The organism is Streptomyces sp. NPDC050704, from assembly GCF_040654355.1.
Taxonomy (GTDB): Bacteria; Actinomycetota; Actinomycetes; order Streptomycetales; family Streptomycetaceae; genus Streptomyces.
In genome coordinates, this window is record NZ_JBFAHW010000008.1 from 49215 (window position 1) to 73128 (window position 23914).

Sequence of the window (23914 nt, forward strand, 5' to 3'; positions counted from 1 at the left end):
CCCGACTCCGAAACTGCGGAAAGCGTCGCTGAGTATGGCACAGGGCACATGAGTCACATCAAGGGGTACGCTGCCTGCGATTCGACGGCGTATGCGCGCGAGGTCGCCGACCTCGCCGCCGGATCTGCCTGACGAACTGGCTCGCCATCAGGGCCCGTTGGACGAGCTGCGGGTGATCTCCGTCAGGAGGCCGGCGGGACCCAAGACGGATGTCAGGCACAGACGATGGGACAGCCGCGCCGGATCGAGTGCTGGGCAGCACGCAGGAACAGCGCCACGTAGAAGGCCGTGTCCAGGTCATCGCTCCACAATCCCGGTCGAGTGGCGGCCAGTTCCGTCGCTTCTCGCTCCCTGAACCACATGGTCAGGTCGAGGTTGTCGCACGTCGCCGGAGTCTCGGCCGGCAGGTCGATGGCCGCCACCAGTTTCTCCGCGACTGCCAGCGCTCGAGGAGCGCCGGCGACCATGGTCGAATCGCTGTAGCCGGACTCGATGGGCAACAAGATCTCCCCGTCGAGAGACAGAGGCACAAGCACCGTCCAGCCGCAAAGAGTCTCCGATTCCTCTGGCGACAGGTGCGCCTGGCACAACGCGAAGAAACCGGTCATGGACGGGGTCAGCTTCTCCTCGAAAGCCTGCCCTGAACCACGTACGAAGTCCGGCTCCTCAGGTACGGCCTCATACGGCGGCAGGCCTCGCCGCCTCAACTCCGCGTTGAGCGCCGAGGCGACTTCGCCCCACCCGTTTTCCCCGTCGTCGAACCATTCCTCCGCACCGACACTGACCAGATACACGCCCATGTGCGGAACGTACCGTGCACAACTGACATCGATCACGGAGCCGGCCGGACCCGCTTGCCCAGGAGAACGCAATCCGGTGCGGTGGACCGACGGCGGTGATTCGAAGAATGCCGCCTGGGGCGGATCGAGGTAGGCGTGCAGCGGTACGCCCGGCCGGCCAGTTGCCCGGGCAGTCCGGTCGCGGTTCGCGGTTCGCCCGCATCCTCACGATCACGTCTTGGCAGACGGGCGTCGTCGCGCCGTGCGCGGCCCCGTGCCACAGCTGTTCACCACACCGCATCGAGAGCTGAGGTCAGCTGGGAGATGGCCGCCAGGTCCGGCAGGCTGCGCAAGGAAGCGACGACCAGGTTGCTTGCGAACTCTCGCTGCGCGGCGGTCACGGTCGGGTCGATGGCGCACTCGGCCTGCACGTGGATGAAGTTCAAGTCCGTCGCGAAAAGCATCGAGAACGACTGTGGCCCTTTGACGGCAGCCTGGCCTCCGGCGCTCCGGTAGGCCCGTGCCAGTCGCCGGGCGGAATCGAGGTTCATCCGGTTGCGGCCCGACCATACGTACACGGCGCGTGCCAACTCTCGTTCCGCCGAAGCGGACCCGGCGTTGTCCCAGTCGAGGAGAACCGGTCCGTCCGCGCCGACCAGCACGTTCTGGGGCTGCAGGTCGAGATGCGACGTCACCAAATCGTCGGGGCCGGCCGGGGTCACCCATTGCGCCAGCTCCGCCGCGGAAGTGGCGATGAACCGGCCCAGCGCGTCCGACCACGGAAGGCCGGCCTGCTGAACCCTCTTGTGGAGGTCTTTCCAATCGGCCTCCTGGGGGCACTGTTCGTACCAGGAATTCGGTGCCTCAGCCGCGCCTTCTCCCGCCCTGTGGAGCAGTGCCATGGCCCGGCCGAACCAGTCCAGGATGTCGGGATCGGAGGCGTCCGCCGTGGTGCCGTCGATCCAGTCGTACAGCTTGACGTAGGACCCGCCGGCAGAGGGGGCGAGTTGGGAGACGTATGCGCCGTGGCCATTGGGGATGAGCCGCGGTGATGCGATGCCCAGGTTCTCCGCGGCCTGCCGTAATGCGGCCTCCCGGCGGACCTGTTCTTCGTTGCAGCCGAAGAGGAGTTCCTTTATCGCCCACGACGAGCCGTTTCCGGACAACTTCCAGATCTGGCCCAATGCGCCACGGGTGATCGGTGCCACCGTCCACGGTCCGGAGCCGAGTGTGTACGTCTCCGCTAAGAAGTCGGCGTTGTCGTGCATGCAGGTGCCTCTCCGGATGCTGATGGCCAGCGCTGACTATAAGACAGCGCTTGCTCTCGCGATGGCGACTTGATGCCCTGGGCGTCGCCGGCGCCGGCTGCTGTCCTGGCCTTCGAAGGTGTTCAGGCCCGCCGCGCAGCCCGGGCCAACGGGCCCGCAGGCGAGCGGGGTTGGTCCGGGTGCGGTTGCCGGTTGAGGCCGGAGGTTCCGCGAGAACTTCTGCAGCCAGGGTGCGCCCGGTCCGGTCTGCCGACCGGGCGCACCCCGTCAGCGAATCATCCGGCCGGCTCCTCGGACCGAGAGGCAGGCAGGGCAATACGCCGGACAACCATCCCGGCCGCCGCAAGTCCTGCGATGGCGAGAAGGCTGGTTGTGAGGAACGGGACGGTGCCGGTCGACGCGGGGGCGAACCCGATGCCGACGTAGAGGGCGATCCCGGTGGAGCCGCCGAGCTGGTCCGCGGCTCGCTGGACACCGGATGCGATGCCGGCGTCGTTCTCAGTGGCCCCGGTCACCGCGGCGTACTGCAAGCCGACAAGCCCAAAGCCCATGCCGGCCGCGATGAGCAGCATCGCCGGAATCATCGCGGGGGCATCCGCTTCAAGGTGTGCGGCGAGGGCGAGGGCAGCCATGGCCAGTACTGTGAAGCCGATCCCGGCCAGGGCGCAGACCTGGGCGCCCCAGCGTCCGAGCAGTTGCGGAACGAAGACGGACGCCGCAACGAGGGACACGGCCAAGGGCAGCATCGCCAGGCCCGCTTCGAGAGGACCGAGCGCCAGCCGGTCCTGCAGGTAGTAGGTGAACAGCAGGAACGATGTGGACAGTGCCGCGCTCAGGAGAGCGGTCGCAAGGTTCGCCAGGACCCGTGGCCGGTTGCGGAAGAACCTGAGCGGGACGAGTGGGTTCGCCGTATGACGCTCAACCATGACGAACAGGATTCCGGCGATCACCGCACCGGACAGTATCGCCGGCGGTAGCCACGGCAGCGTGCCGTCTTCCTCCCCTGCTTCAACGACCCCGAGGGCGAACAGCAGCGGAGCCGCGGTCAGCAGCAGTGATCCGGGCAGGTCCAGCGGTGTGCGCTTGACCGGCGGATCAGCCGGGACGAGGAGGGCCACCGCGGGGAGCACGACCAGGATGAAAGGCACGGACGTGAGGAAGATCCACCGCCATCCGAACAGTTCCGTGATGACCCCGGAGAGGACGAAGCCAAGAACCAGGCCGCAGCTGGCCACCGCCGCCCATACACTCAACGCCCGTGTCCGGCGCGGCCCTTCCGGGAACATGAGGACGATCACGGCCATCGCCGTCGGCAACGCGATGGCTTCACCGGCCCCCTGCAGCAGCCTTGCCGCTACGAGAAGGGGGAAGGACGGCGCAAGCCCGGCCAGCAGCGATGCGGATCCGAAGACCGCCGTCCCGAGCAACAGGATGCGACGCCGGCCGAGCACGTCACCCAGACGGCCACCGAGCATCAGCAACCCGCCGCCGGTGATCGTATATCCGACGACCACCCAGGTCAGCTGACGACCGTCTACGCCGAAGTCGGCGCCGATGGACGGCAAGGCGACGTTGACCACGGTCACGTCGACCGCGATGAGGAACTGCAGCATGGCCATGCAGCACAGCACCAACCATGCCCGCACCGGGGACGACGAGTCCTGGCGCGAAGAGACAATGCCTGGAAACACTAGGACGCTCCGAAGCTCGGAAGAAGAATTCCGGGCAGCACAGCAGGCCGCTCCGGTCCGGTCACGAAGCGACAGAGCGTTCAGCAGATGTGAGAGGAACGCTCCGCCGCTAGCGGAGTGTCCTTGTCACAGCGGCGGCAGCAGCAGCGGCCGCGGATGAAGCTCCAGACATGAGTCCGATCCTACCGAAGCCCGGGGCACCGCACGACGGTGAACCGACTATGGCTGGACCTCGCTCGGGCCACCTCGACCAGGTGGCGCCCGCCCGGATGAGGAGGCTTGGGACGAGACCGGGCTGCTGCTCGGGAGGCGTTGATGTCAGTGCCTTGGTACACGATCAAGCTGTCAGGGTTCGTCGAGCAAGGACGGGAAGCAACGTGCCCATCAGCAGCCGGCAAGGGAACGAACACCTCTTTCTGCAGGGGCTTTACGAGGACGACTACCACCCCGACCGCGTGGTGGACCAGGGAAGGGTGATCCCGCTCCGGCTGTGCGAGCGCATCGAGGCGGACCCGCCCCCGATCTGGCCACGCTCTACGCCCTCGCACAGGCCGCCACCGAGGAATTCAGCGCCCTGGCGGCCGAGTTCGAGGCCGTCGGCAGCGAGTTCGAGAGGGTGGCCCGCGAGGAGGTGGGCGAGGAAGGCGTGCGACGGGCCGACCGTCCGGCCGCCGGTGCTTCACGGATTCCGGATTGTCTGGGGAACGGCGCGGACTCGTGCTGCGGTCCGGACTGGCGGTGTGGCTGGAGTTGGGCGACGGCAAGATGTTCGTCGTGGCTGTGAATGACGCCGGGACGGCAGCCGGACCGCTGGGCGACCTGATGGCCGGGGCGCTCGCCGGAACCGTTGAAAGGCGAGGGGCACCTCCCTCCATCCGACGAGCAAGGAGTGCCAGGCCGTGAACGTCGAAATTCCCCCGCTCCTACGTGACACCGCCGCCCGGCTCGGAGCCGGTGTCCCTTACGCACTGAAGGTCCTGGCCGGCCAGTTGGCCGACGACCCGGACATGGGCCGGCCCTCAAGTCTGCCCGGCATCCTCACCGTGACGGTCGACGGTGACCTGTTCGAGGACTGTCCTGTCCTGACCGTCGGTTACATCCGGGAGTCCGACCGTATCGAGATCCGATACGTGAATCCGGCCTTCTCCGCGAAGCCCGCCGCGGACGCCGGAGAACGGGACGAGGAGCCGGACCAGGGCCGGGACCAGGACCGACCTGCCGATCCTGCTGCCGCCGCGCTCACCGTGCGGGAGGTCGCCGATGCCTGGCGGCGTATCACCGGCTGGCTCCAGCACCAGGCCCCCGACTCCTGTGCCGCGCTCCGTCCCGGTGCCCGCCCTGCCGCCATCGCTGCCCTGGAAGAGGACCTCGGCATCCGGATACCCGTCGAACTGCACGTCCTGTGGCTGCTGACCGCGGGCGACGACGGGGGTAACGGCTGGGGGTGCCTTCCGGGGAACATGGCTCTGATGAACCTGGACGCCGTGGCCGCCCGCTATCGGCTGAAGATGGACTCCCAGGCCCGCCAGGACGCCCTCAACATCGACCGCCCCGAAGAGGAGCGGATCACCGTGTGGGAGGCAACCTGGATTCCGGTTTTTGCTCTGGGCCCGGCCGACAGCACTATGGGGCTGTACCTGGACGCCGCGACCGGCTACCTGGGCCGCTGGTCCCGCTACAACGAAGCCCCCGGCGAAGAACTCGACACCCTGGTCACCTACCTGGAAGAGGCGGCCGACATGCTCGAAAACCCGGCCCTGGCCACCCGGGACAAGCCCGGCCTGATCGGCGGGGCGCTGGTGTGGCGCAGCAGCATCGGCCCCGCACAGGAAGACCGGTGGCAGCCCCTGACCGACTGACGACGCACCGCAACGGCAGGGGTGGCGGGGCACATGGCAATGAGGTCAAGGTTGTCAGGGGCGCCGCGTCGCCGTCGGTCGAACAACTCCTACTTGGACAAAGGCATCCACAGCGCCACCCTCCGTCACCCGTGTCGCAGGGCCAGGACCTCTCACGCTGCTCAGAGAGCACGAATCCGGTCACCTGCACTCGGGTCGAGGAGGGCTCAGGCCTGTACAGCCGCGTGTTCCTCGACGGTCAGTCCCGCAGGGGCTGTTACCGACTCGACCCGGCCGTCGGAGTCGATGGTGAGGTCGAGTCGTTCTCCGGCGATGGTGAGCCCGCGGACCGCGAGTGCGCCGACGGGGAGTGGGCCTGTCGAACGGAGAAGGATGCGGCCGGCGGGTACGTCGGGCTCCAGTCCGGTCAGCGCCGTGATGAGGGCGACGGCCGAGGCCGCCGACCAGGCTTGTGGGCGGCAGGCGGCCGGGTAGGGGACAGGTGCGGGGGTGTCCGCGCGGGCGTCGCCGCCCCACAGTTCGGGCAGCCGGTAGTCGAAGGCCGGCGCCGCGGCGAGGATGCCCTCGACGAGCCGGGCGGCGGCCCGGGGGTGTCCGGTGCGGGCGAGGCCGGCGGCCGCGATGGCGGTGTCGTGCGGCCAGACGGCGCCGCAGTGGTAGCGCAGCGGGCCGAAGCCGCCGGAGAGGGACGACATCGTGCGCAGTCCGAAGGCGTCGGACATGTCGGGGGCCGCGAGCCGGGCGGCGACGGCGGCCACCTCGTCGGCGTCGAGTATGCCGGTGGCCGGCAGGTGGCCCATGTTGCTGGTGACGGCGTCGACCGGGCGGCCCGAGCCGTCGAGCGCCATGGCCGGGTACGGACCGTGCTGGTCGGAGACCCAGAAGCGGGCGCGGAAGCGGGCGGCAAGGCCGGCCGCGAAGGTCCGCCAGCGTTCACCGTCCGGCAGGGCGAACGCGTCGAGCAGCGCCGCCCCGGCGAGGGCGGCCTCGTAGGCGTAGCCCTGTACTTCGGCCAGAGCCAGCGGCGCTTCGGCGAGGCGGCCGTCGGCGAACCGGGCGGCGTCGCCGGAGTCCTTCCAGCCCTGGTTGGCCAGCCCGGTGCCGGTGTGGTCGACGTAGGAGAGGAACCCGTCTCCGGTCTTGGCGGCGTTGTCGATCCAGTCGAGCGCCGCCGTGAGCGCGGGCAGCAGCGGTTCGATGTCGGCGGCGGGCAGACCCCAGCGCCAGGCGTCGTGGAGCAGGCAGATCCACAGCGGGGTGGCATCGACCGTGCCGTAGTAGACCGGTGGCAGGCGAAGGCCCTGGCCGTCGTCGAAGAGTCCGCGCCGCACTTCGTGGAGGATCTTGCCGGGTTCTTCCTCTGCCGCCGGGTCGGTGCGGGTGCCCTGCTGGGTGGCCAGGGCGCGCAGGGTGCCCAGTGCCAGGTCGGTGCCCAGCGGCAGGAGCATCCGTGCGGCCCACAGGCTGTCCCGGCCGAAGAGCGTGAAAAACCAGGGCACCCCCGCGGCGAGGAAGGTGTCACCGGGCGACGCGGAGGTGGCCATCCGCAGCGATTCGAGATCGTCCAGGCTCTGCGCGAGGAGGGCGGGCAGCCGGCGGTCGTCGGCAGTGACATCCGGGCGCTGCCAGCTGGGCCGGGGGGCGGCGGCCGTGAGGACCGCTTCGGGTTCCGAGACCTCTACGGCCAGGTGCAGGTCGACGCTCTCGCCGGGCTCGACCGTGAGGGTCCAGGTCAGCGTGGACCGCTCCGCGTCGGGCACCGAGCCGGGGGCGCTGACGGTGACGGCGACTGTCCCGTCGCCCCAGCGCAATCCGCTTGCGCCGGACGACAGTTCGCGCGTCGGCCCGGCGGGGGAGCGAGGCGCCAGACCTGCCTTCGCGTGCTCCAGTGTCACGAGGTCTCCGGCGACTTCGACCCGGACGGCGAGACGTACTGGCGCCGTCGCGGTGGAGCGGACGGTCAGTTGTTCGGTGAGCCGGCCGGGAGTGACGGTGCGCCGTCGGTCGACCCGGACGGTCGGGTCGGGAACGGCGTCGCCGAGCGCCTGGGCCAAGCCCACGAAACGGCTGCGACCGGGCCCGTCCGTCGCGGTCATGACCGCGACGACCGGCAGCCAGCCCGCGCCGTCCCCGCCGGGTACGCCCTCGACGTCCCCGCCGACTGCCGGAGGCGCCTTCCCGGCATGCTCGCCGGACGGGGCGCGGACGGGGCGCAGCGTCACGCGCAGCAGACTCACCGCGCGCACGTCGGCGTGGAAGAGCCCGTGCACGCCGGCCCCGGGAGCGGCGGCATCGAGGTTGCCGTCCGGCCTGGACAGCACGACGGTCGGGGCGGCGAGGGTGACCGCGAGATCGTGCAGGAGCGGCTGCCGCTCAGGTGAAGTCATGAAAGCTCCGTTCGGTGCCCTGGTGTCTCGTGGGCGGTTTGTGACTGCGCCGCCTCTTGACAGTCCGAGCGGCGATCGCCACGGTAACCGATTGGAACGCTAAATTTAACGTTCAAATCCGAATGCGACGGCGATACAGTGCGACGCCGGGACGGCGATACGCTGCGACGCAGTGAACTGATGGAGGTGGCTTCGCGATGGCGCGGGCAACACTCGAAAGCGTGGCGCGGCGTGCCTCCGTGTCGGCGCAGACTGTCTCCAACGTCCTCAACGCGCCGCATCGGGTGCGCCCGGAGACCCTGGCCCGCGTGCAGGCCGCCATCGAGGAACTCAACTACCGCCCCAACCAGGCTTCCCGCACCCTGCGGACCCGGCGTTCACGTCTGATCGGCGCGCGTATAGAGCCGCCGCGCGACGGCGTCAACGGTGCCGTCCTCGCGCAGTTCCTGCAGTCGCTGACCGCCCGCACCCAGGTGGCCGGTTATCGGATCGTGGTGTTCACGGCCACCGACGACGACCACGAGTGCTCGCTGTACGAGCAGCTGCTCGACGATCACGACCTCGACGCCTTCGTGCTGCACACCACCCATGCCGGCGACCGCCGGACGGCATGGCTCGCCGAGCGCCAGGTGCCGTTCGTGACCTTCGGCCGGCCCTGGGGAGCTGAAGCCGATGCCGCCGAACGGCATGGCTGGGTCGATGTCGACGGCGCGCAAGGAACCCTTGCCGCGACCCGGCACCTCATCGAGACCGGCCACCAGCGGATCGCCTTCCTCGGCTGGCCGGAAGGTTCAGAGGTCGGCGACGACCGTCGCAGCGGCTGGGCCACCCTCCTCGCCGTGTCCGGAATCGATACCCCGGCCGGCTATGAGATGGGTGTCCCCGACGGGCTCGACACCGGTCGCAAGGCAGCTGCGGCGATGCTCGACCTGTCCACTCCGCCGACCGCGATCGTCTGCGCGAGCGATTCGCTGGCGCTCGGGGCCTGGACCGAGATCACCGCGCGTGGACTGCGCCCCGGGGCCGATGTCGCGGTGGTCGGCTTCGACGACTCCCCGACCGCGGCGGTCGTCGGCCTGAGCAGCGTGGCGCAGCCGTACGACGAGGCCGCCTCCGCCTGCCTGGGGATGCTCCAGGAACTGCTGGCGGCTCCCAAACCGTCGGCGATCCCGCCCACCCCTGTCCTGCTGCCGCCCCGGCTCGTCGTCCGGGCGAGCGGCTGAGCCGCCCCGCCCCACCCGAACGTTCCTCCACCTGTCGAGCGGCTCCGTAGGTCCGTTCGTCCCACACCCGCGCTCCCGTTCACCGCCACAGTGCGCCGACGGGATGCGGTCCCCTCTGCCACCGGCTCGTCAGGTCGGCCTGCGAAAGGAGATTTATCACGAGAAATCCGCGTACATGCTGGGCGGTTGGTGCCGTCGCGCTGCTGTCGCTGAGCCTGTAGGCCTGCGGCAGCGGGTTCGACGACTCCGGCAAGGACGACAGCCAGGAGTCGGCCGGTCCCGCCTCGATCAAGGTCCTCATCGCCTCCAGTGGCGACGCCGAGACGAACGCCGTCAAGGATGCCGCCCAGGCATGGGCGACGAAGTCCGGCAACAAGGCGACCGTCACCCAGGCCCAGGACATCACCCAGCAGCTCGGACAGGGCTTCGCCTCGAACAACCCGCCGGACGTCTTATACGTCGACGCCAAGTTCTACTGCGTTCCCAAGGACTTCTCCACACTCGGCCTGCAGATCAACACCACAGCCTGGTCGAAGGCCGGCCTTACGGACGCCGATATCCCCACCACCTGGGAGGAACTGGCGGCTGTGGCGAAGAAGCTGACCACGGGCAAGCAGGCCGGTCTCGTACTGGGTGACACGCGCGACCGGATCGGTGCCTTCATGGTCCAGGCCGGCGGATGGGTGACGAACAAGGACGCCACCAAGGTCACCGCGGACTCTCCCGAGAACCTCAAGGCTCTGAAGTACGTCCGGTCGCTGCTCGCCGACGGTTCGACCAAGTACCCCAAGCAGCTCGACTCCGGCTGGTCGGGCGAGGCCTTCGGCAAGCAGAAGGCCGCCATGACGATCGAGGGCAACTGGATCGCCGGCGCCATGAAGAACGACTACCCGGACGTCAAGTACAAGACGGTCCCGCTCCCGTCCGGCCCCGCAGGCAAGGGCACGCTCGCCTTCACCCAGTGCTGGGGCATCGCGGCCAAGAGCAAGAACAAGGCCGCGGTCATCGACTTCGTCAAGGCGATGACCGAGAAGGACGCCGAGCTGAACTTCGCCAAGACGCTCGGCGTGATGCTGTCACGGCAGTCCGCTGAGGCCGACTACGTCGCCCAGCTCCCGCAGGACAAGGCGTTCATCGACGGCGCGGCGTATGCCCAGGCCCCGGTGAACGTTCCGAAGATCGACCAGGTGCTCGTCGACTTCGACACCGCCCTTCAGGGACTGCCCAACGCCGATCCGAAGCAGATCCTCGCGCGACTTCAGAAGAACGCACAGGCGGTCGTGGGCCAGTGACCCGGACACCCCGGATCCGGTACGGACAGAACGAGAGTGAATCTGCGATGAGCGAACCGAACCCCGGGCCCGCGCAGGGCCCGGGTAGCGGCCCGGCAACGGCCCGCCCGGCAGGCACCGCCAAGGCCCACGCCCCGTCATCCGTGCCGCGCGGACGCCACAAGTATGCCGGTCCGGACGGCGCCAAGGCCGGTGGAGAAGTCCGTGGGGGAGCCGGTGGAGGCCGCCGCACGCGAGCCCCCCGCGGCGGCATCAGAGGTCGGGAAGGTCTCGCCGGCTGGCTGTTCGTCTCACCCGTTCTCGTCGTGCTCGGACTCTTCCTGGTCGTGCCGATCGTCATGGCGCTCTGGGTGAGCCTGTCCGACTGGAACGGCCAGGGCAGCCCCTTCTCGTCAGGAGTGGACTTCGTCGGCGGCCAGAACTACGAGCCGCTGCTCACCAAGCCCGGCCTGGCACAGAGCGACTTCATGATGAGCCTGCGCAACAACGGCTACTACGTGCTCTTCGTCGTCCCGCTGCAGACCGCGCTCGCGCTGGGCCTGACGCTCCTGGTCAACGGGCGACGGCTGAAGGGCAAAGGATTCTTCCGCACCGCCTACTACTTCCCGGCGGTGACGAGCTCGGTCGTCTTCCTGTTCCTCTTCTCCTCCAGCGGTGTCGTCAACTCCCTGCTGGCGAAGATCGGAGTCGACGGACCGGGCTGGTTCGCCGATCCGCGCGGCATCATCCATCTCGCCCTCGTCGCCATCGCGCTGCTCTACATCTACCCCTTCCTCATCCAGCTCGCGACGAGCTTCAAGACCGACGCCGACGCCACCAGCCACCCGCTGTCGCTGTGGCCGCAACACTTCAGAGTCGCCTCCCTCGTCTCCGGCCAGCTCGGTGACGGCAACCAGTACCCCATCAAGCTCGCGGCGGCCCTGCTCATGACCACCCCCGTAGCGCTGGTGTTCTTCGCCTTCCAGCGGCACTTCGTCCGCGGCGGCACGGCAGGCGCCACCAAGGGCTAGCGGGGGAGACCCCGGACGCCGGTCGGGCGGTTGAAGCCCGTGCCGGACCTCCCCGGCAGAAATGCCTCCCCTTCAAGGGAGTTCGCCGTGATCAATGGTCAGTGCACGACTTTGGTCGCTGTGGCGTGGACAGGACCCGTATATGCGGTACGCCCCGAGCCCAGCGACGATCGTCAGGCGTCGTATTCGTCGGGGAGGCGCAGGGCGGGACTGCCGACGTGCAGGCGGAGGGGGGCCGCTCGGCCCTTCGGCTCCTCCCACGCCTCCTGGCGGCCGAGCGCGGTGAGGTCGAGATGGGGGTAACCGTTGTGGAACTCCTCGATACCGCGGCCGAACGTGGAGTAGGTGTGGAACACCTCGTCCCCGACACGCAGGAACGCGCTGATGCCCGGCCAGTCGCCGCGCATGCTCTCCGACCACGGCATCCCGGCCGCGGCCATCTCGGCCTCGTTGCGGTGGAAGATCTGCACCGGCGCGACCCGGTCATCGACCGTCGCGTGGAAGTCGTAGTTGAAGTCGCTTCCGTACGAGGAGTACCAGGGGAAGGTCCAGCCCATCCGCTCGCGGAACGCGGCGAGCTTCTCGTGCGGCGCCCGGGTCACCGCGACCAGCGTCGTGTTGCGGACATGCAGCTGCCGTAGGTTGCCGATCTGGTCAGCCGCGGAGGAGCAACTGGAGCAGCCGGTGTCGCGCGGGTGCTCAGTGCCGTCGGCATCGATGTCGAAGGTCCACATGAAGTGGTGCATGACCAGCTGAGGCCGCCCCTCGAACAGATCGAGCAGACCCACCGTCCCGTTCGGGCCTTCGAAGGTGTACGGCTTGTCGACGCGCACCATCGGCAGCCGCCGCCGATCGGCGTTCACCCGGTCGCGCGCCCGGGTGAGCTCCTTCTCTCTGGCCAGCAGCTCCTTGCGGGCGGCGAGCCACTCCTCGCGCGACACCACCTCGGGCAGGTTCGCCATCATCGTCATCTCGATCCTCCCAGCTGTTTTCGTCTCACCATCAGCCGAAGCAGGCCATAGGTCCAGCTTGCCCCGGCTCAGCTCCTGAGGACTGCAGTACTAAGGAGTACTGGTTCTGTGCCCTGTGCGCGTATGGCACGATCCGTTGGTGTGGAGTGGGCGACTCTCGTGGGGACGGCGCTCGGGGCTGTGCTGGGGGTGGGGGCCACCTTGGCCGGCGAGCAGCTGCGCTGGCGGCGCACCACCAGGGACAACAGGCTGCAGGATCTCCGGAACCTGTATGCGGACTGCCTCGTCTCTTTTCGCAGGGCTCACGAGGACATGCGGTTGGCCGCCGATGAAGACCATGCGTGTCCGGAGGCGAGAGCGGCCAGGATTCGGCAGGTATTCCGGGAGTCGGGATGCGATGAGGCACGGGAACGGCTGATCCTCACCGCAACGGACGAGGTGGCATCGGCGATCGACACGTCGTACATCTCGCTTCGAAAGATCCGCGAGATATTTGCCGCCGGCTCCACCGTGCCGTCACCGGACTACAAAGCAGCCAGGCAAGAACACAGAGAGGCGACCGAAGCGGCCCGCGCCGTTCTCCGCCGTGACCTCAGTTCCCTGATCACCCGTCATGACGCGCATCTGCCACGGCGGCGATCAGCCGGTCGGTAAGGATGCGGTGACAGCCATGGAATGGGGTGGCATCTCCGAACCGGGCAGGGCGAAATGGGGACGTCGCCCAGCCGCTCGTCGTCCCCCGTGTGGTGGGCCCGTGCCCTGAAGGCAGCCCGGGCGCGCTCGTGGTGGAGAACGCCTGCCCGGGGCTACGGTGCAGATCCGGCGACGGTCCAGTCGTGTAGCTGACGGGCGATCCGGGCGACGCCGAGCGTTCCGGAGGCGGCGTCGCGGACGAGCGCGACGGCTGCCTTGGGCGGATAGTCGAGCCGCCGCCCGTTGAGGAACAGATACGCCTCGGTGGAGTGCCAGGCGAAGGCTTCGTTCGAGTGCTCAAGGCACGGCAGTTTCGCCAGGGTCTGCAGCAGCGCCGCCGCCTTGAGGTGCGGCGACCCGTAGATGTCGCGCTCCATCGCCCGGGCGTTGACCCGTGCGACAGCGGCGTACAGCGGTCCGAAGTCGTCGACCTGGGGATCACCGTCAAGCAGCTCGGCGGCATGCAGCAGGAACGTGACGTCGAGCGGGTGAAGCGGTTCCGGCTGGGTCACGCGGCGTGCCCTTGCTCCTGCTGCTCAAGCTCCCGCCGCGACTCCTGCTCGGCCGTCCGCTGCTCAGCGCTGGGATCCAGGCTTCCGGGTTCGGCCGCGAAAGCCGCGCCACTGCGAGCCATGGACTCCTTGAAGCCCTGCAGGAACCGCTCCTCGACGGCGATCGCGCGGGAATAGGCGGCCGAGAGGATGTACTCCTGCATGCTGACCCCCTCCTGCCTTGCGGCAGCCGCGATGGCCGCCCGCTGCTCAGGATCAGGAAAGCGCAGATTGATCGCCTTGGGTTCCATGGCCCTCATGGTACCAGCGGTACCGCCACGGAGCCCAAACTGTAGTTGCGCGAGGACTCGCACGGCCCGTGCCGTCAGGCGGGTGGCCAGCTTCGCAGGGCCATGTCGGCCACTTGCTGGAGGTTGTCGCGGGTGGCGCCGCTGGCGGCTTGGACGGCGATGCCGTTCGCTACCGCCATGAGGTAGCGGGCGAGCAGCCCGGGATCGGTGTCCGAAGGCAGGTCGCTTTCGTCGACAGCTCGCTGGAACCGGTCACGAAGGCGCAAGGTGCCCTCGTTGCGCCACGCGATGAGGGCGTCGCGGGCGTCGCGCCCAGGGGCGCCGGCGGCGAGGGAGCTTTGGACGCCGAGGCACCCGGTGGGGTGGCCGGGGCGGGTGGTGGCTCGGACGGAGCCGTTGAGGAACGCGGTGGCCACCTGTCGGGCGGTCGGCTCCCGCAGGGCCCGGTCCGCGTACGAGGCGGGGCCTTCCGTGTAGCGCTCCAGGGCCTTGCGGAACAGCTCGTCCTTGTTGCCGAAGGCTGCGTACATGCTGGTACGGGTGATGTCCATGGCGTTGGTCAGGTCGGTGAGGCTGGCGCCTTCGTAGCCCTGCTCCCAGAAGACCCGCATGGCACGTTCGAGAGCCTCGTCGGCGTCGAAGCCCCTGGGCCGGCCGATCGGCGCCTTCCGCTGGATCTCCATGCGGCCAACCATACCCCTTCTGTACTGGTCGGTGCGTAAGGTGCTACGGTCCCATTCAGTATCGATCGGTACCGAACTTTGTGGAGGTCATGGGTATGGGACAGCTGGAAGGCAAGACCGCCGTCGTCACCGGCGGCGGTACGGGGATCGGCCTGGCCGCCGCCGTTCGGCTGGCAGCCGAGGGTGCGCACGTGTTCATCACCGGCCGACGTAAGGCCGAGCTGGACGCTGCCGTGGAGACCATCGGTTCCGCGGGGGCCACCGCGGTGTCGGGTGACGTCTCGAACCTGGCCGACCTGGACCGCCTGTACGACGCGGTCCGCGCCCGGGGCCGGGGCCTGGACGTGGTCTTCGCGAACGCGGGGACCGCTTCGTTCGCGACCCTGGAGCAGACCACCGCGGAACACGTCGACCAGATCTTCGGCGTCAACGTGCGGGGCACGCTGTTCACCGTGCAAAAGGCGTTACCACTGCTCACCGACGGCGCATCAGTGATCCTGAACTCCTCGGTGCGCGCCGGTGACGGTGTCGCGGCGTTCGGCACGTATGCGGCCTCCAAGGCGGCGATCCGGTCCTTCGCCCGGACCTGGGCCAACGAGCTCAAGGGCCGGAACATCCGGGTCAACACGATCTCCCCCGGCACCATCGACACTCCTGGACTCGACGGCGTGGTCGGTACGGAGGGCGCGTCCGTCACCAAGTCACAGTTCGCCGCAGGCATCCCACTCGGCCGGATCGGGCGCCCGGAGGAGGTCGCCGCCGTCGTGGCGTTCCTCGCCTCCGGGCAGAGCAGCTACATCCTCGGAGCCAACCTGTACGTCGACGGCGGCGAGAAGCAGATCTGACCACTCATCCGGACCTGGGAGGCCGCCGGCGGGGAGCGATGGCCATCTGTCGCTCCACTCGGGCGGCCTCCTGGCGGTCCCACTCGTGCGGAGGCGTCCGATGGCTGCTGTGTACTCGTCGGTGTCAGTCGGCCATGCTGCCGGCGAACGGCATCGTCTGCCATTGGTCGACGGCCGGCTTGATGTACTCCACCAGCTCGGGCAGTTGCGGTGCGAGCGTGAGGGTGGCGATGGCCCGCAGCATCCCCACGGCGTTCACGAAGCTCATGACATCCTCGTTCAGCAGTCTCGTGCCGTGGCGCTGAGCACCTCGGTTGTAGGCGGATTCGTGGACGGGCCCGAGAGCGGCCAGGTCCCACTCGACGGGACCCAAGGTGGCCAGCTCGAAGTCGGAGTAGAGGTCCCCGTCCACACCGGAGAAGATGTTCGCGGGCGGGGAGTCGCCGTGGATGGGTTGGAGATCGATCCCCGGGAACGCCTCCTCGAACGCCGTGCGTGAGCGTACGAAAGGCTCCAGAACCTGCCACTCGCGGCGTGCGCGGTCCAGCTCGGTCGCACCGATGAGGCCGGGCAGCTTGTCGAGCAGAGCAAGACTTTCCGCGATGAACCGCGGATCGGCTGCGGACAGGAACGACAGACGGCCCGGGTATGCGCGCATCGCAGCGTGCAGCTCAGCAACGCTTTCGGAGTTCGCCACGTAGTCGGGTTCTTTGTCCCGGCCCTCCTCGACGAACTGCCAGAACGTCATCGAGAACCCGTCGCGCTGAACGGGTTCCCGTGGCACGAGAGGACTGGGAGGGATCACGGGGGTTCCCTGGTCGGCGAGCCATCGTGCCACGTCCAGTTCCGTCCGTTGGCGGCGCGCAAGGGAATCGAGGTCTGCGCGGTGCGGCAGCACGGTGGGAATCCGGGCCACGACCGGCGAGGGCGCAAGACGGACGACGACGGAGAAAACGTCATGGAGCACCGCGGCGTCAGTCACGGTGAGTCCAAGAGCACGCCCTGCTCCGACAGCTGCGTCAACTGCGGCAGTGGTGCGGTTCGCGAGGTGTTGTGGCGTCACGAAATCGGACATGGCTCAGCTGTTCCAATCGTTCCGGATGAATTTCTGACTGTTGAGCAGGTCGAGACGAGGCGCGCAGGCAGTTCATGGAGGAGCCGATCGGGCCGGAGCTGGAGTGGTGGTTCCTCTTCTGTCTCGACGGCAGCCACTCCGCGAACCCGACCCGACCCGACCCGACTCGCTTCAAGCCCGCTCGGCGTTTGCGGGTCAGCACCTGCGGCCGCCGCGCAGCTCGAGCCGTTCCCCTGGGAAGCGTTCGCGGAAGCCGCGGTCGTGCGAGACCACGACCACCGCCCCTGGGTACGCCGCGAGCGCCGCCTCCAGGTCCTCGACCAGGTCGAGCGCGACGTGGTTCGTCGGCTCGTCGAGTACGAGAAGGTCTGCCGGCCGGGTCACCAGGCGGGCGATCTGCAGCCGCCGCTGCTGCCCCGCGGACAACGCCGCGACCGGGACATGCAGGTCCTCCTGACGGAACAGACCCAGCGCCAGCAGCTGTTCGGCGTGCTCCTCCGGCAGCCCGGATCGGCCGGCAGCGAACGCGGCGAGCAGCGGGAGCCGCGTGGAGCGCGCCGGCAGCTCCTGCGCCAGGTACCCGATCAGGACAGGACGGCGTACCTCGCCCCTCTCAGGCTCCAGGTCACCCGCCAGCACGCGCAGCAGCGTCGTCTTGCCCGCGCCGTTCTCGCCCGTGACCAGCAGCCGCTGCCCGGGCGCGATCGTCAGCCGCCCGTCCAGACGCAGCCGCTCACCCACCGCCACGTCGTCGAGCTCGACGAGCGGGCCCTCGACGGGAGGCTCTCCGTCCGCCGCCGTCAGCGCCGCCGTGAACCGCAGCGGTTCGGGCGGTTCCGCCACCGGGTTGCGCCGCAGATGGGTCAGCCGCTCCCGGGCCGCCCGTACCTGCCCGCCGAGCTTCGCCTCGTGCGAGCGGCGGTGCTTGCCGAAGCCCTCCCGCGGGTCCCTGCCGGTGGTGGCCAGCCGTTTCCCGGCGGCCGCGAGCAACTCCTCGGTACGGGCCACCTCCTGGAGCCAGTCCGCGTACTCCTGCTCCGCGCGGCGCCGGGCGGCGGCCTTCGCGGCGCGGTAGCCGGCCCAGCCGTCGCCGTACCGGTGCACCGTGCGCGCATCCCGGTCGACCTCCAGGATCGTGGTGGCGATGCGCTCCAGGAAGCCGCGGTCGTGGGTGACCGCGACGACGGTGCCGCGGTGCGCGCGCAGCTGCTCCTCGAGCCAGCGTACGGCCGCCGCGTCGAGGTGGTTCGTCGGCTCGTCGAGGAGCAGCAGCTCGGGGGCAGCGGCCAGCACGCAAGCGAGCGCGAGCCGCGACTGTTCGCCGCCGGAGAGCGAGCCCAGCGCGCGGTCGCGGGTGATCCCGGCGAGCCCGAGCCCGTGCATGGCGGCATCGACGCGGGTGTCCGCCTCGTATCCGCCGCGGTCCTCGTACGCGATCAGCAGTTCGCCGTACGCGGCGAGTTCGTCCTGCGTCGCCTCGCCGAGGCGCTCCTCCGCCATCCGCAACTGGCGTTCCATGTCACGTAGTTCGGTGAGGGCGAGGTCGACGGCGTCCTGTACGGTGCAGTCCGTGTCGAGGTCGAGGGTCTGGGTGAGATGGCTGGTGCCGCCGGGGAAGCTGACGGTGATCTCCCCGGCGTCCGGCATCTCGGCCGCGGCGAGCAGCCGCAGCAGGGTGGATTTGCCGGAGCCGTTCTCGCCGATGACGGCGGCCTTCTCGCCTGGGCGGACAGTGAAGGTGACCTGGTCGAGGACGGTCCGGGTGTCGTAGGACTTGGTGACGTTCTTGACGGACAGCTGCGCCACGGCAGCGGGCATGGCGATATGGGCGCGTTCGCGCATGTGACTTTCCCTGAGGAGACGAAGTGTCTACGGGCAGCAGAAACGGCGGCATCGGCCGTGCCCGGACTCAGAGGAAGTAGAAGAAAGTCATGACCCCACTGTAGCAAGACGATGCGTATCGTCTCTACTCATGCGTCTCGCGAACTCCGTGATCCGCACCACCCACCCGAGCCCGCCGTCCCGCACGCGCGTCTCTTCCCACGATGTGGCCCGGGCGCCGACCCGCTCGGGACGCGTTGGCCGCGGCCTGAGCGACAACGACCGCTTCGGCCGGTTCCCTGAAACCGCGAGATCTCTGGTTCTGAGAGGATCCCGGCGTGTTCACCTTCGGGGTCGAAAGCTGCCGGCCTCAATGGCCTGGCTGGTCTGGGACGTTCAGGACAACGAGTGGTTCTCCGACTGCCCCGTCCTGCTCTCCTTCACCGGAGAACAGGTCGAGGTCAACCACCAAAAATTCGATGACCCTTCGATCACCTGGAACACGGTCGGCCCCCATCGGGTGGATGGAGGAGATACGCGTAAAACCCGCCACTTGGTGACCCGGCGTGATGTGCCGGTGTGCTGAGTGCGCACACGCTCCGTGATCTGGAGCCGGGTCCGCTTGCCCAGGTCCTCACTGTCTATGGTGACCGATGTCGGTCGGGCGTCTGGGCGGTTGGTGTGGCGTCGTTGGAGCGGACAGCGTATCCGCGGTTCAAGAGGCTGATAGCGCAGCGGGAGTTGGGGGAGTTCTTCACGCCGTCGGCGGAGGAAGTGGTGTGGGCGCGTGAGCGCACGCGCGATCGTCCGGGGCGGAGCGAGAAGCGCTACCGCGCCGCGGTGCGCGAGTACCTGGAGCTGAGGCACGTGCCGGGCGAGGCCAGGGCGGTCGCGGAGGCGGCGATGCGGGCGGCGGCGCTGGTGAACGCGCATGCCGCGGACCTGGTGAACGTGGCGCTGGAGGAGCTGGTCCGGCACACGGAGCGGATGGAGCTGCCCGCGTTTTCCACCCTGAGCCGGATGGCTTCCCGTATCCGCGCCGCGGTGGAAGGCGAGCAGTGTCAGGCGATCGTTGCGCGGATGAGCGACGCGGTGCGGGAGCGGGTCGCGGGCACGCTGGAGGTCGCCGAGGGCGAGCACCAGAGCATGTTCGCATGGGTCAAGCAGCCCGCCCGGCGGGCGACGTGGTCACGGTTTGGGGCCCATGCGGAACGCATGGAGAGGGTGGACGGGCTGGGGGATGCCGCGTTCTGGGTGGGGAAGATGCCGCCAGCGAAGGTGGCCGCGCTGGCGGAGCAGGCGGGCGTGCTGTCGGTGGTGAGATGAAGGACATCGCTGAGCCTCGCCGCACCGCGATGGCCGTGTGCCTGCTTGCGCGGGCCCAGGCGACGGTGCGGGACGAGACCGTGGTGATGCTCTCCAAGCGCATGTCCCGGCACCTAAAGCGAGCCCAGGAGGAGCTGCTGGAGATCGAGAAGCGGCAGAGGACAGGGGCTTCCGCGAGGTCGGCCGCGCTGTCCGTACGATCGTTCTACTCCGTTACCTGTCGGATCCTCAGCTGCGGGAGCAGATCACCAGGGCGACGAACAAGGCCGAGGCGTACAACGGGTACACGAAGTGGCTGCACTTCGGTGGGGACGGCTACCCGCGCTCCCGCGATCCCGAACTCCAGGAGAAGGCCGTCAAGTTCCTTGATCTGATGGCCAACAGCGTCTTCTCCACCACCGTCGACATGGCTGACACACTCCGCACCATGGCAGCGCGGGGCTGGGAGCTGAACTTCGACGACATCGCCGCACTCAGCCCGTACCGCAGGGACAACGTGCTCCGCTTCGGCGACTACGACACTGCGCTCCTCCACATCCCGCCGTCGCCGTACGACAGCGCGCTGAACCTGCGGGCAGACGAGGGCTGAGGTCTTGGCCTGGTAGGTCAGGGACGTTCTTGAGTTCGCTCAGGTTCGTTTCCCGAGATCCCGTCCGATCGAGTCGGTCGGACGGGATCTTCTGGTTTTCGGAGGGTCAGCTGGGGCGCCGGGTCTCAGGTGTCGTGATCTCGGGTGCGGTCCAGCTGGCCAGGACCTGCAGGGCCTGCGCGGTTTCGGAGCCCGGTTCGACGTTGTAGACGCACAGGGTTTGTTCCGCGTCGCCGGGGGCCTGGAAGGACTCGTAGGAGAAGTGCAGGTCGCCGACGAGGTGGTGGTAGTAGTGCTTGGCTCCGTGGGTGCGGCGCAGCACGCGGTGGTCGTTCCACCAGCCGGTGAACTCGGGTGACTGGAGGGTGAGTTCGCCGACGAGATCGGCGAGCTGTCGGTCGTGGGGGTAGCGGCCTGCTTCGAACCGGAGGATGGCCACCGTCTCCGCGGCGATCCGTTCCCAGTCGCGCACGCGCTCACGGGCCCGCGGGTCCAGGAGGTAGTAGCGGATCAGATTGCGGCGGGTGGCGGGCAGGGCGTCGAAGTCGGTGAGGACGACCCTGGCGAGCCGGTTGGAGGCCAGCACGTCGGTGCGGCGGCCCAGGATGAAGGCCGGGACCTGGTCGAGGGTCTCCAGCATCAGATGCAGCCCCGGCCGGACCCGCTGGGCCCTGGCCGGCGCGCGGCGTACGGTCCGGGTGCCGGACCGCAGCAGGTCGGTGAAGTGTTCGCGTTCGGTCTCGTCAAGGCGCAGCGTGCGGGCGATCGCTTCGATGACCTCGGCGGAGGGGTTGCCCGCACGCCCCTGCTCCACACGCGTGTAGTACTCCGTGCTCACGCCGGCCAGGCGGGCCACCTCGTCCCTGCGCAGACCCGGTACGCGGCGTACGCGTCCGTCGGAGGGCAGTCCGGCGTCTTCCGGGGTGATGCCCGCGCGCCGTGAACGCAGAAAGTCAGAGATTTCCTTGGTGCCATCCATGGCTCAAGTGTGACCACCTCAGCGGTGCCGTGCGGCTCCAGGGTGGTCCTGCCGGTACCCGTTTCGGCAGGGCCAGTTATGGCGTCCTGAGAGGCCGGCGCGGGTGGTGTTCTGGATGTGCGGTCAGCAGTCGCCCACCGCGATCCAACCCTCTCTTATCGCCTGGAAGGTACGCATCATGACCACGAACACCACCTCCCGCCCCCTGGCCGGTCGCGTCGCCGTCGTCACCGGCGCCTCCAGCGGCATCGGCGAGGCTTCCGCCGAGCAGCTGGCGTCCCTGGGCGCCCGCGTCGTCGTCCTGGCGCGGCGTGCCGACCGGCTGGCGGACCTGGTCTCCCGGATCGAGAAGGACGGCGGCAGCGCGGTGGCGATCGCCGCCGACGTGACCGACGCCGTCGCGGTGCAACGCGCCGCCGCCCGAGTGGAGGCAGAGTTCGGCGGTGCTGACCTGCTCCTGAACAATGCCGGAATCATGCTTCCCGCTCCGGTCGAGGAGTTGGCGACCGACCAGTGGAAGCAGCAGATCGACCTGAACATCACCGGTCTGATGAACGCGATCGGCGCCTTCACACCGCAGTTGGTCAAGGCCGCCGCCGAGCTCGGTGTGGCCGACCTGATCAACACTTCCTCGATCGCGGCGCAGAACATCTTCCCGAACTTCGCCGTCTACTCCGCCACAAAGGCGTACGTCACCCACCTCTCCCGTCACCTGCGGGCCGAGCTGGGCGCGAAGAACGTCCGCGTATCGGCGCTCGAGCCGGGCATCGTCGGCACCGAGCTGCAGAGCCACGTCACCGACCAGGGCGCCCGGGACTGGCTGGCCGGCTCCAAGGACACGATGGAGTGGCTCACGGCGCAGGACGTCGCGAAGACCGTCGGCTTCATCGCCTCGCTGCCGCCGCGGGTGAACCTCCAGCAGGTCACCATCATGCCCACCGGCCAGGCCGCCTGACCGGCGCTTCACCGGCGGGGCCCCGGACGCGGGCAACGATCACTCGGCTGACGGGCAACGATCACCAGATGGTCCGCGTCCTCGCCGGTCGACACCACTCGTGAACTGCCCCAGGTGTCCAGCCCACAGATCCGGACCGCCGTGGCTGTCGGTGTAGCCACGATGGACAAGAAGTACGAAGGCGAAGGCGAAGTGATCGGGCGCTCGACCACCTTGTTCACCTCCGCGTTCAACGAGGTCCACTGCCACGGGCACCTATCTCGCCGTGGAGTCCTTCGACGGACGCTCTCCGGCCGGGCAGGCTCCTTCAACTTCGTGCACTCCAAAACCACTTTGGGCGAGAGCCCGCAGGACGGTTCTTCGTCATCGTTCCGGGCAGCGGAACGAGCGAGCTGGCAGGTATCACAGTAATCGGCAAAACAGGCCGTTGGCTGGGCCTGCCGGACCACAGGTTCGCCGTACCTGGGCAGGGTTGAGCCCTGGCTGGCCGAGAGCCGTCCGCTGATCATCGGTGACATGCCGTCGAAAGGACAGATCTCCGTGCGCGTCCCCACAGTCTCCGCCGCCCTCACCCTCCTGCTCGTGGCCACCCCCGCCGTGGCCTCCACGCACACCGGAAATCCGGCTCCCACCCCGCCGGCCCAGGCCGCGGAACTCCGGAACGACGCCGGCATCGGCCTGCCGTCCCGGTACGTCGTCCCGGGCCGGCGGGGATACCCCGGGGGGCTGGCGTACGACCGGGCCACCGACCAGTTCTTCACCGGCAGCACGCAGGAGGGCACCCTGTACGTGGGCACGCCCGGCCGGGAGAGGATGCAGGTGTGGCTCCGGGGTGGCGTGGACGGCCGTACGACCACGTCGGGGATCGTCTCCGACGACCAGGGCAGGCTCTACGTGGGCGGAGGCCCGACCAACCGGGTGTGGATCTACGACATCCGATCCCGCCGGCTCCTGGCCACGGTCTCCGGCGTGCCCGGTGGCTTCGTCAACGACATCACCATCGCCGAGGACGGCACCGCCTACGCCACCGACTCGCTCGGTCACCTCATCTACCGGATCAGCGAGCGGGACGGGCGCTGGACCATGCACCCCTGGCTCGACCTGGAGGGCACTCCGGTGGAGCACGTCGACGGGCACAACCTCAACGGCATCATCGCGGTCGACGGCGACAACCTGATCGCCGTGCACAGCCAGTCGGGCAAGCTGTACCGATTCGACCGGACCTCCAAGGAGATCCACCAGGTGGACCTCGGCGGCGCCTTCCTGTACGGCGGCGACGGCCTCGTCCGGCATGACGGGCGGCTCTACGTGGTCCGCGGCGGGCTCTCCCCGCAGAATCCACAGCCGCAGGTCTCGGTGCTGCGGCCGGCCGAGGACTGGTCGGCGGCCGAGGTGGAGTCCGTGATCAACTCGGACTTCCTGCATCCCAGCACCGCGCGAGTGGTACGTGGCCGGCTGCTGGTGGTCAACAGCCAGTACAACACCGGGCAGACCGGTGGTCAGCCGGAGCTCCCGTTCTCGATCTCGGCCATCCCGCTCGGCTGACGCCGCCCGCCGAGGGCCGCCTGTCGGGTCGGCGGGCGGTCAGCACGGGCACGTCTGCCACCTTGCCGAAGTCCTGCACCTGGTCCTTCACCGACTTGACGTCGTCGGCGGGGGCCGGGTA

General features: G+C 68.9%; 23 protein-coding genes and 2 pseudogenes. 13 read left to right on the forward strand and 12 right to left on the reverse strand.

The annotated features are described in order from the left end of the window. Positions 1 to 212 precede the first annotated feature (212 nt). From AB0I18_RS06205 to AB0I18_RS06215, 3 genes are all read right to left on the reverse strand, one after another. Positions 213 to 800 carry a hypothetical protein gene (locus AB0I18_RS06205; RefSeq protein WP_363104187.1) on the reverse strand — a complete coding sequence of 196 codons (588 nt, stop codon included), beginning with the start codon at positions 798 to 800 and terminating at the stop codon, positions 213 to 215. A gap of 266 nt (positions 801 to 1066) precedes the next feature. Next, a complete protein-coding gene (locus AB0I18_RS06210) occupies positions 1067 to 2047 on the reverse strand; it encodes an aminoglycoside phosphotransferase family protein (RefSeq protein ID WP_363104188.1) in 981 nt (326 codons plus the stop codon). 275 nt (positions 2048 to 2322) lie between these two features. After that, the gene (locus AB0I18_RS06215; protein WP_363104189.1) at positions 2323 to 3666 is read right to left on the reverse strand and encodes an MFS transporter; all 1344 of its coding nucleotides are present in this window, start codon (positions 3664 to 3666) and stop codon (positions 2323 to 2325) included. Between the two features lie 449 nt (positions 3667 to 4115). On the opposite strand from AB0I18_RS06215, the pseudogene AB0I18_RS06220 reads away from it, so the two are divergent. After that, positions 4116 to 4381: pseudogene (locus AB0I18_RS06220) on the forward strand (DUF5713 family protein); the annotation flags it as partial. 256 nt (positions 4382 to 4637) lie between these two features. After that, a complete protein-coding gene (locus AB0I18_RS06225; protein WP_363104190.1) occupies positions 4638 to 5597 on the forward strand; it encodes a hypothetical protein in 960 nt (319 codons plus the stop codon). A gap of 206 nt (positions 5598 to 5803) precedes the next feature. Here AB0I18_RS06225 and AB0I18_RS06230 read toward each other — a convergent pair whose 3' ends face one another. Continuing rightward, positions 5804 to 7984, reverse strand: a complete 2181-nt coding sequence (locus AB0I18_RS06230) for a glycogen debranching N-terminal domain-containing protein (RefSeq protein ID WP_363104191.1) — start codon at positions 7982 to 7984, stop codon at positions 5804 to 5806. A gap of 197 nt (positions 7985 to 8181) precedes the next feature. Here AB0I18_RS06230 and AB0I18_RS06235 point away from each other — a divergent pair, with 197 nt between their 5' ends. Continuing rightward, the gene (locus AB0I18_RS06235) at positions 8182 to 9207 is read left to right on the forward strand and encodes a substrate-binding domain-containing protein (RefSeq protein ID WP_363104192.1); all 1026 of its coding nucleotides are present in this window, start codon (positions 8182 to 8184) and stop codon (positions 9205 to 9207) included. A 79-nt stretch (positions 9208 to 9286) separates the two neighbouring features. On the opposite strand, the gene AB0I18_RS06240 is transcribed toward AB0I18_RS06235, so the two are convergent. Then, positions 9287 to 9595, reverse strand: coding sequence for a hypothetical protein (locus AB0I18_RS06240; protein WP_363104193.1), 309 nt, complete (start codon positions 9593 to 9595; stop codon positions 9287 to 9289). Positions 9596 to 9608: 13 nt separating this feature from the next. Here AB0I18_RS06240 and AB0I18_RS06245 point away from each other — a divergent pair, with 13 nt between their 5' ends. Beyond that, positions 9609 to 10499 carry an extracellular solute-binding protein gene (locus tag AB0I18_RS06245; protein WP_363104292.1) on the forward strand — a complete coding sequence of 297 codons (891 nt, stop codon included), beginning with the start codon at positions 9609 to 9611 and terminating at the stop codon, positions 10497 to 10499. A 47-nt stretch (positions 10500 to 10546) separates the two neighbouring features. Then, a complete protein-coding gene (locus tag AB0I18_RS06250) occupies positions 10547 to 11509 on the forward strand; it encodes a hypothetical protein (protein ID WP_363104194.1) in 963 nt (320 codons plus the stop codon). A gap of 173 nt (positions 11510 to 11682) precedes the next feature. Here AB0I18_RS06250 and AB0I18_RS06255 read toward each other — a convergent pair whose 3' ends face one another. Continuing rightward, complete coding sequence (locus AB0I18_RS06255; protein WP_363104195.1) at positions 11683 to 12480, reverse strand: DUF899 domain-containing protein; 798 nt, start codon at positions 12478 to 12480, stop codon at positions 11683 to 11685. Between the two features lie 201 nt (positions 12481 to 12681). Here AB0I18_RS06255 and AB0I18_RS06260 point away from each other — a divergent pair, with 201 nt between their 5' ends. Next, on the forward strand, positions 12682 to 13134 hold the full coding sequence (locus tag AB0I18_RS06260) for a hypothetical protein (protein WP_363104196.1): 453 nt from the start codon (positions 12682 to 12684) through the stop codon (positions 13132 to 13134). Between the two features lie 152 nt (positions 13135 to 13286). On the opposite strand, the gene AB0I18_RS06265 is transcribed toward AB0I18_RS06260, so the two are convergent. From AB0I18_RS06265 to AB0I18_RS06275, 3 genes are all read right to left on the reverse strand, one after another. Continuing rightward, positions 13287 to 13685: a fic family toxin-antitoxin system, toxin component gene (locus tag AB0I18_RS06265; RefSeq protein ID WP_363104197.1), complete on the reverse strand. Its 399-nt coding sequence runs from the start codon at positions 13683 to 13685 to the stop codon at positions 13287 to 13289. Then, positions 13682 to 13975, reverse strand: a complete 294-nt coding sequence (locus AB0I18_RS06270; protein ID WP_363104198.1) for a DUF1778 domain-containing protein — start codon at positions 13973 to 13975, stop codon at positions 13682 to 13684. Before AB0I18_RS06270 ends, AB0I18_RS06265 begins: the two co-directional genes overlap by 4 nt. A gap of 74 nt (positions 13976 to 14049) precedes the next feature. Next, positions 14050 to 14658, reverse strand: coding sequence for a TetR/AcrR family transcriptional regulator (locus tag AB0I18_RS06275; protein ID WP_363104199.1), 609 nt, complete (start codon positions 14656 to 14658; stop codon positions 14050 to 14052). Positions 14659 to 14753: 95 nt separating this feature from the next. On the opposite strand from AB0I18_RS06275, the gene AB0I18_RS06280 reads away from it, so the two are divergent. After that, positions 14754 to 15503: an SDR family oxidoreductase gene (locus AB0I18_RS06280; RefSeq protein ID WP_363104200.1), complete on the forward strand. Its 750-nt coding sequence runs from the start codon at positions 14754 to 14756 to the stop codon at positions 15501 to 15503. Positions 15504 to 15627: 124 nt separating this feature from the next. Here AB0I18_RS06280 and AB0I18_RS06285 read toward each other — a convergent pair whose 3' ends face one another. Together AB0I18_RS06285 and abc-f are read right to left on the reverse strand one after the other, a co-directional pair. After that, a complete protein-coding gene (locus tag AB0I18_RS06285; RefSeq protein ID WP_363104201.1) occupies positions 15628 to 16578 on the reverse strand; it encodes a phosphotransferase in 951 nt (316 codons plus the stop codon). 195 nt (positions 16579 to 16773) lie between these two features. Continuing rightward, the gene (gene abc-f, locus AB0I18_RS06290) at positions 16774 to 18420 is read right to left on the reverse strand and encodes a ribosomal protection-like ABC-F family protein (RefSeq protein ID WP_363104202.1); all 1647 of its coding nucleotides are present in this window, start codon (positions 18418 to 18420) and stop codon (positions 16774 to 16776) included. Positions 18421 to 18550: 130 nt separating this feature from the next. Here abc-f and AB0I18_RS06295 point away from each other — a divergent pair, with 130 nt between their 5' ends. The 3 genes and pseudogenes from AB0I18_RS06295 (at position 18551) to AB0I18_RS06305 (ending at position 20314) form a co-directional block, all read left to right on the forward strand. Then, positions 18551 to 18985 (forward strand): hypothetical protein, encoded by a 435-nt coding sequence (locus AB0I18_RS06295; protein WP_363104203.1) that lies wholly within the window; start codon positions 18551 to 18553, stop codon positions 18983 to 18985. A 191-nt stretch (positions 18986 to 19176) separates the two neighbouring features. Beyond that, positions 19177 to 19425, forward strand: a pseudogene (locus tag AB0I18_RS06300) (DUF4158 domain-containing protein); the annotation flags it as partial. Between the two features lie 337 nt (positions 19426 to 19762). After that, entirely contained in the window at positions 19763 to 20314 is a 552-nt protein-coding gene (locus AB0I18_RS06305) for a Tn3 family transposase (protein ID WP_363104204.1), read from the forward strand. 106 nt (positions 20315 to 20420) lie between these two features. Here AB0I18_RS06305 and AB0I18_RS06310 read toward each other — a convergent pair whose 3' ends face one another. Continuing rightward, positions 20421 to 21293, reverse strand: coding sequence for a helix-turn-helix transcriptional regulator (locus tag AB0I18_RS06310; protein WP_363104205.1), 873 nt, complete (start codon positions 21291 to 21293; stop codon positions 20421 to 20423). A 178-nt stretch (positions 21294 to 21471) separates the two neighbouring features. Between AB0I18_RS06310 and AB0I18_RS06315 the strand changes: the two genes are divergently transcribed. From AB0I18_RS06315 to AB0I18_RS06325, 3 genes are all read left to right on the forward strand, one after another. Next, positions 21472 to 22248: an SDR family oxidoreductase gene (locus AB0I18_RS06315; RefSeq protein ID WP_363104206.1), complete on the forward strand. Its 777-nt coding sequence runs from the start codon at positions 21472 to 21474 to the stop codon at positions 22246 to 22248. Positions 22249 to 22410: 162 nt separating this feature from the next. Beyond that, complete coding sequence (locus tag AB0I18_RS06320) at positions 22411 to 22659, forward strand: hypothetical protein (RefSeq protein ID WP_363104207.1); 249 nt, start codon at positions 22411 to 22413, stop codon at positions 22657 to 22659. Between the two features lie 129 nt (positions 22660 to 22788). Beyond that, on the forward strand, positions 22789 to 23793 hold the full coding sequence (locus AB0I18_RS06325) for a hypothetical protein (protein WP_363104208.1): 1005 nt from the start codon (positions 22789 to 22791) through the stop codon (positions 23791 to 23793). The last annotated feature ends 121 nt before the right edge of the window (positions 23794 to 23914 follow it).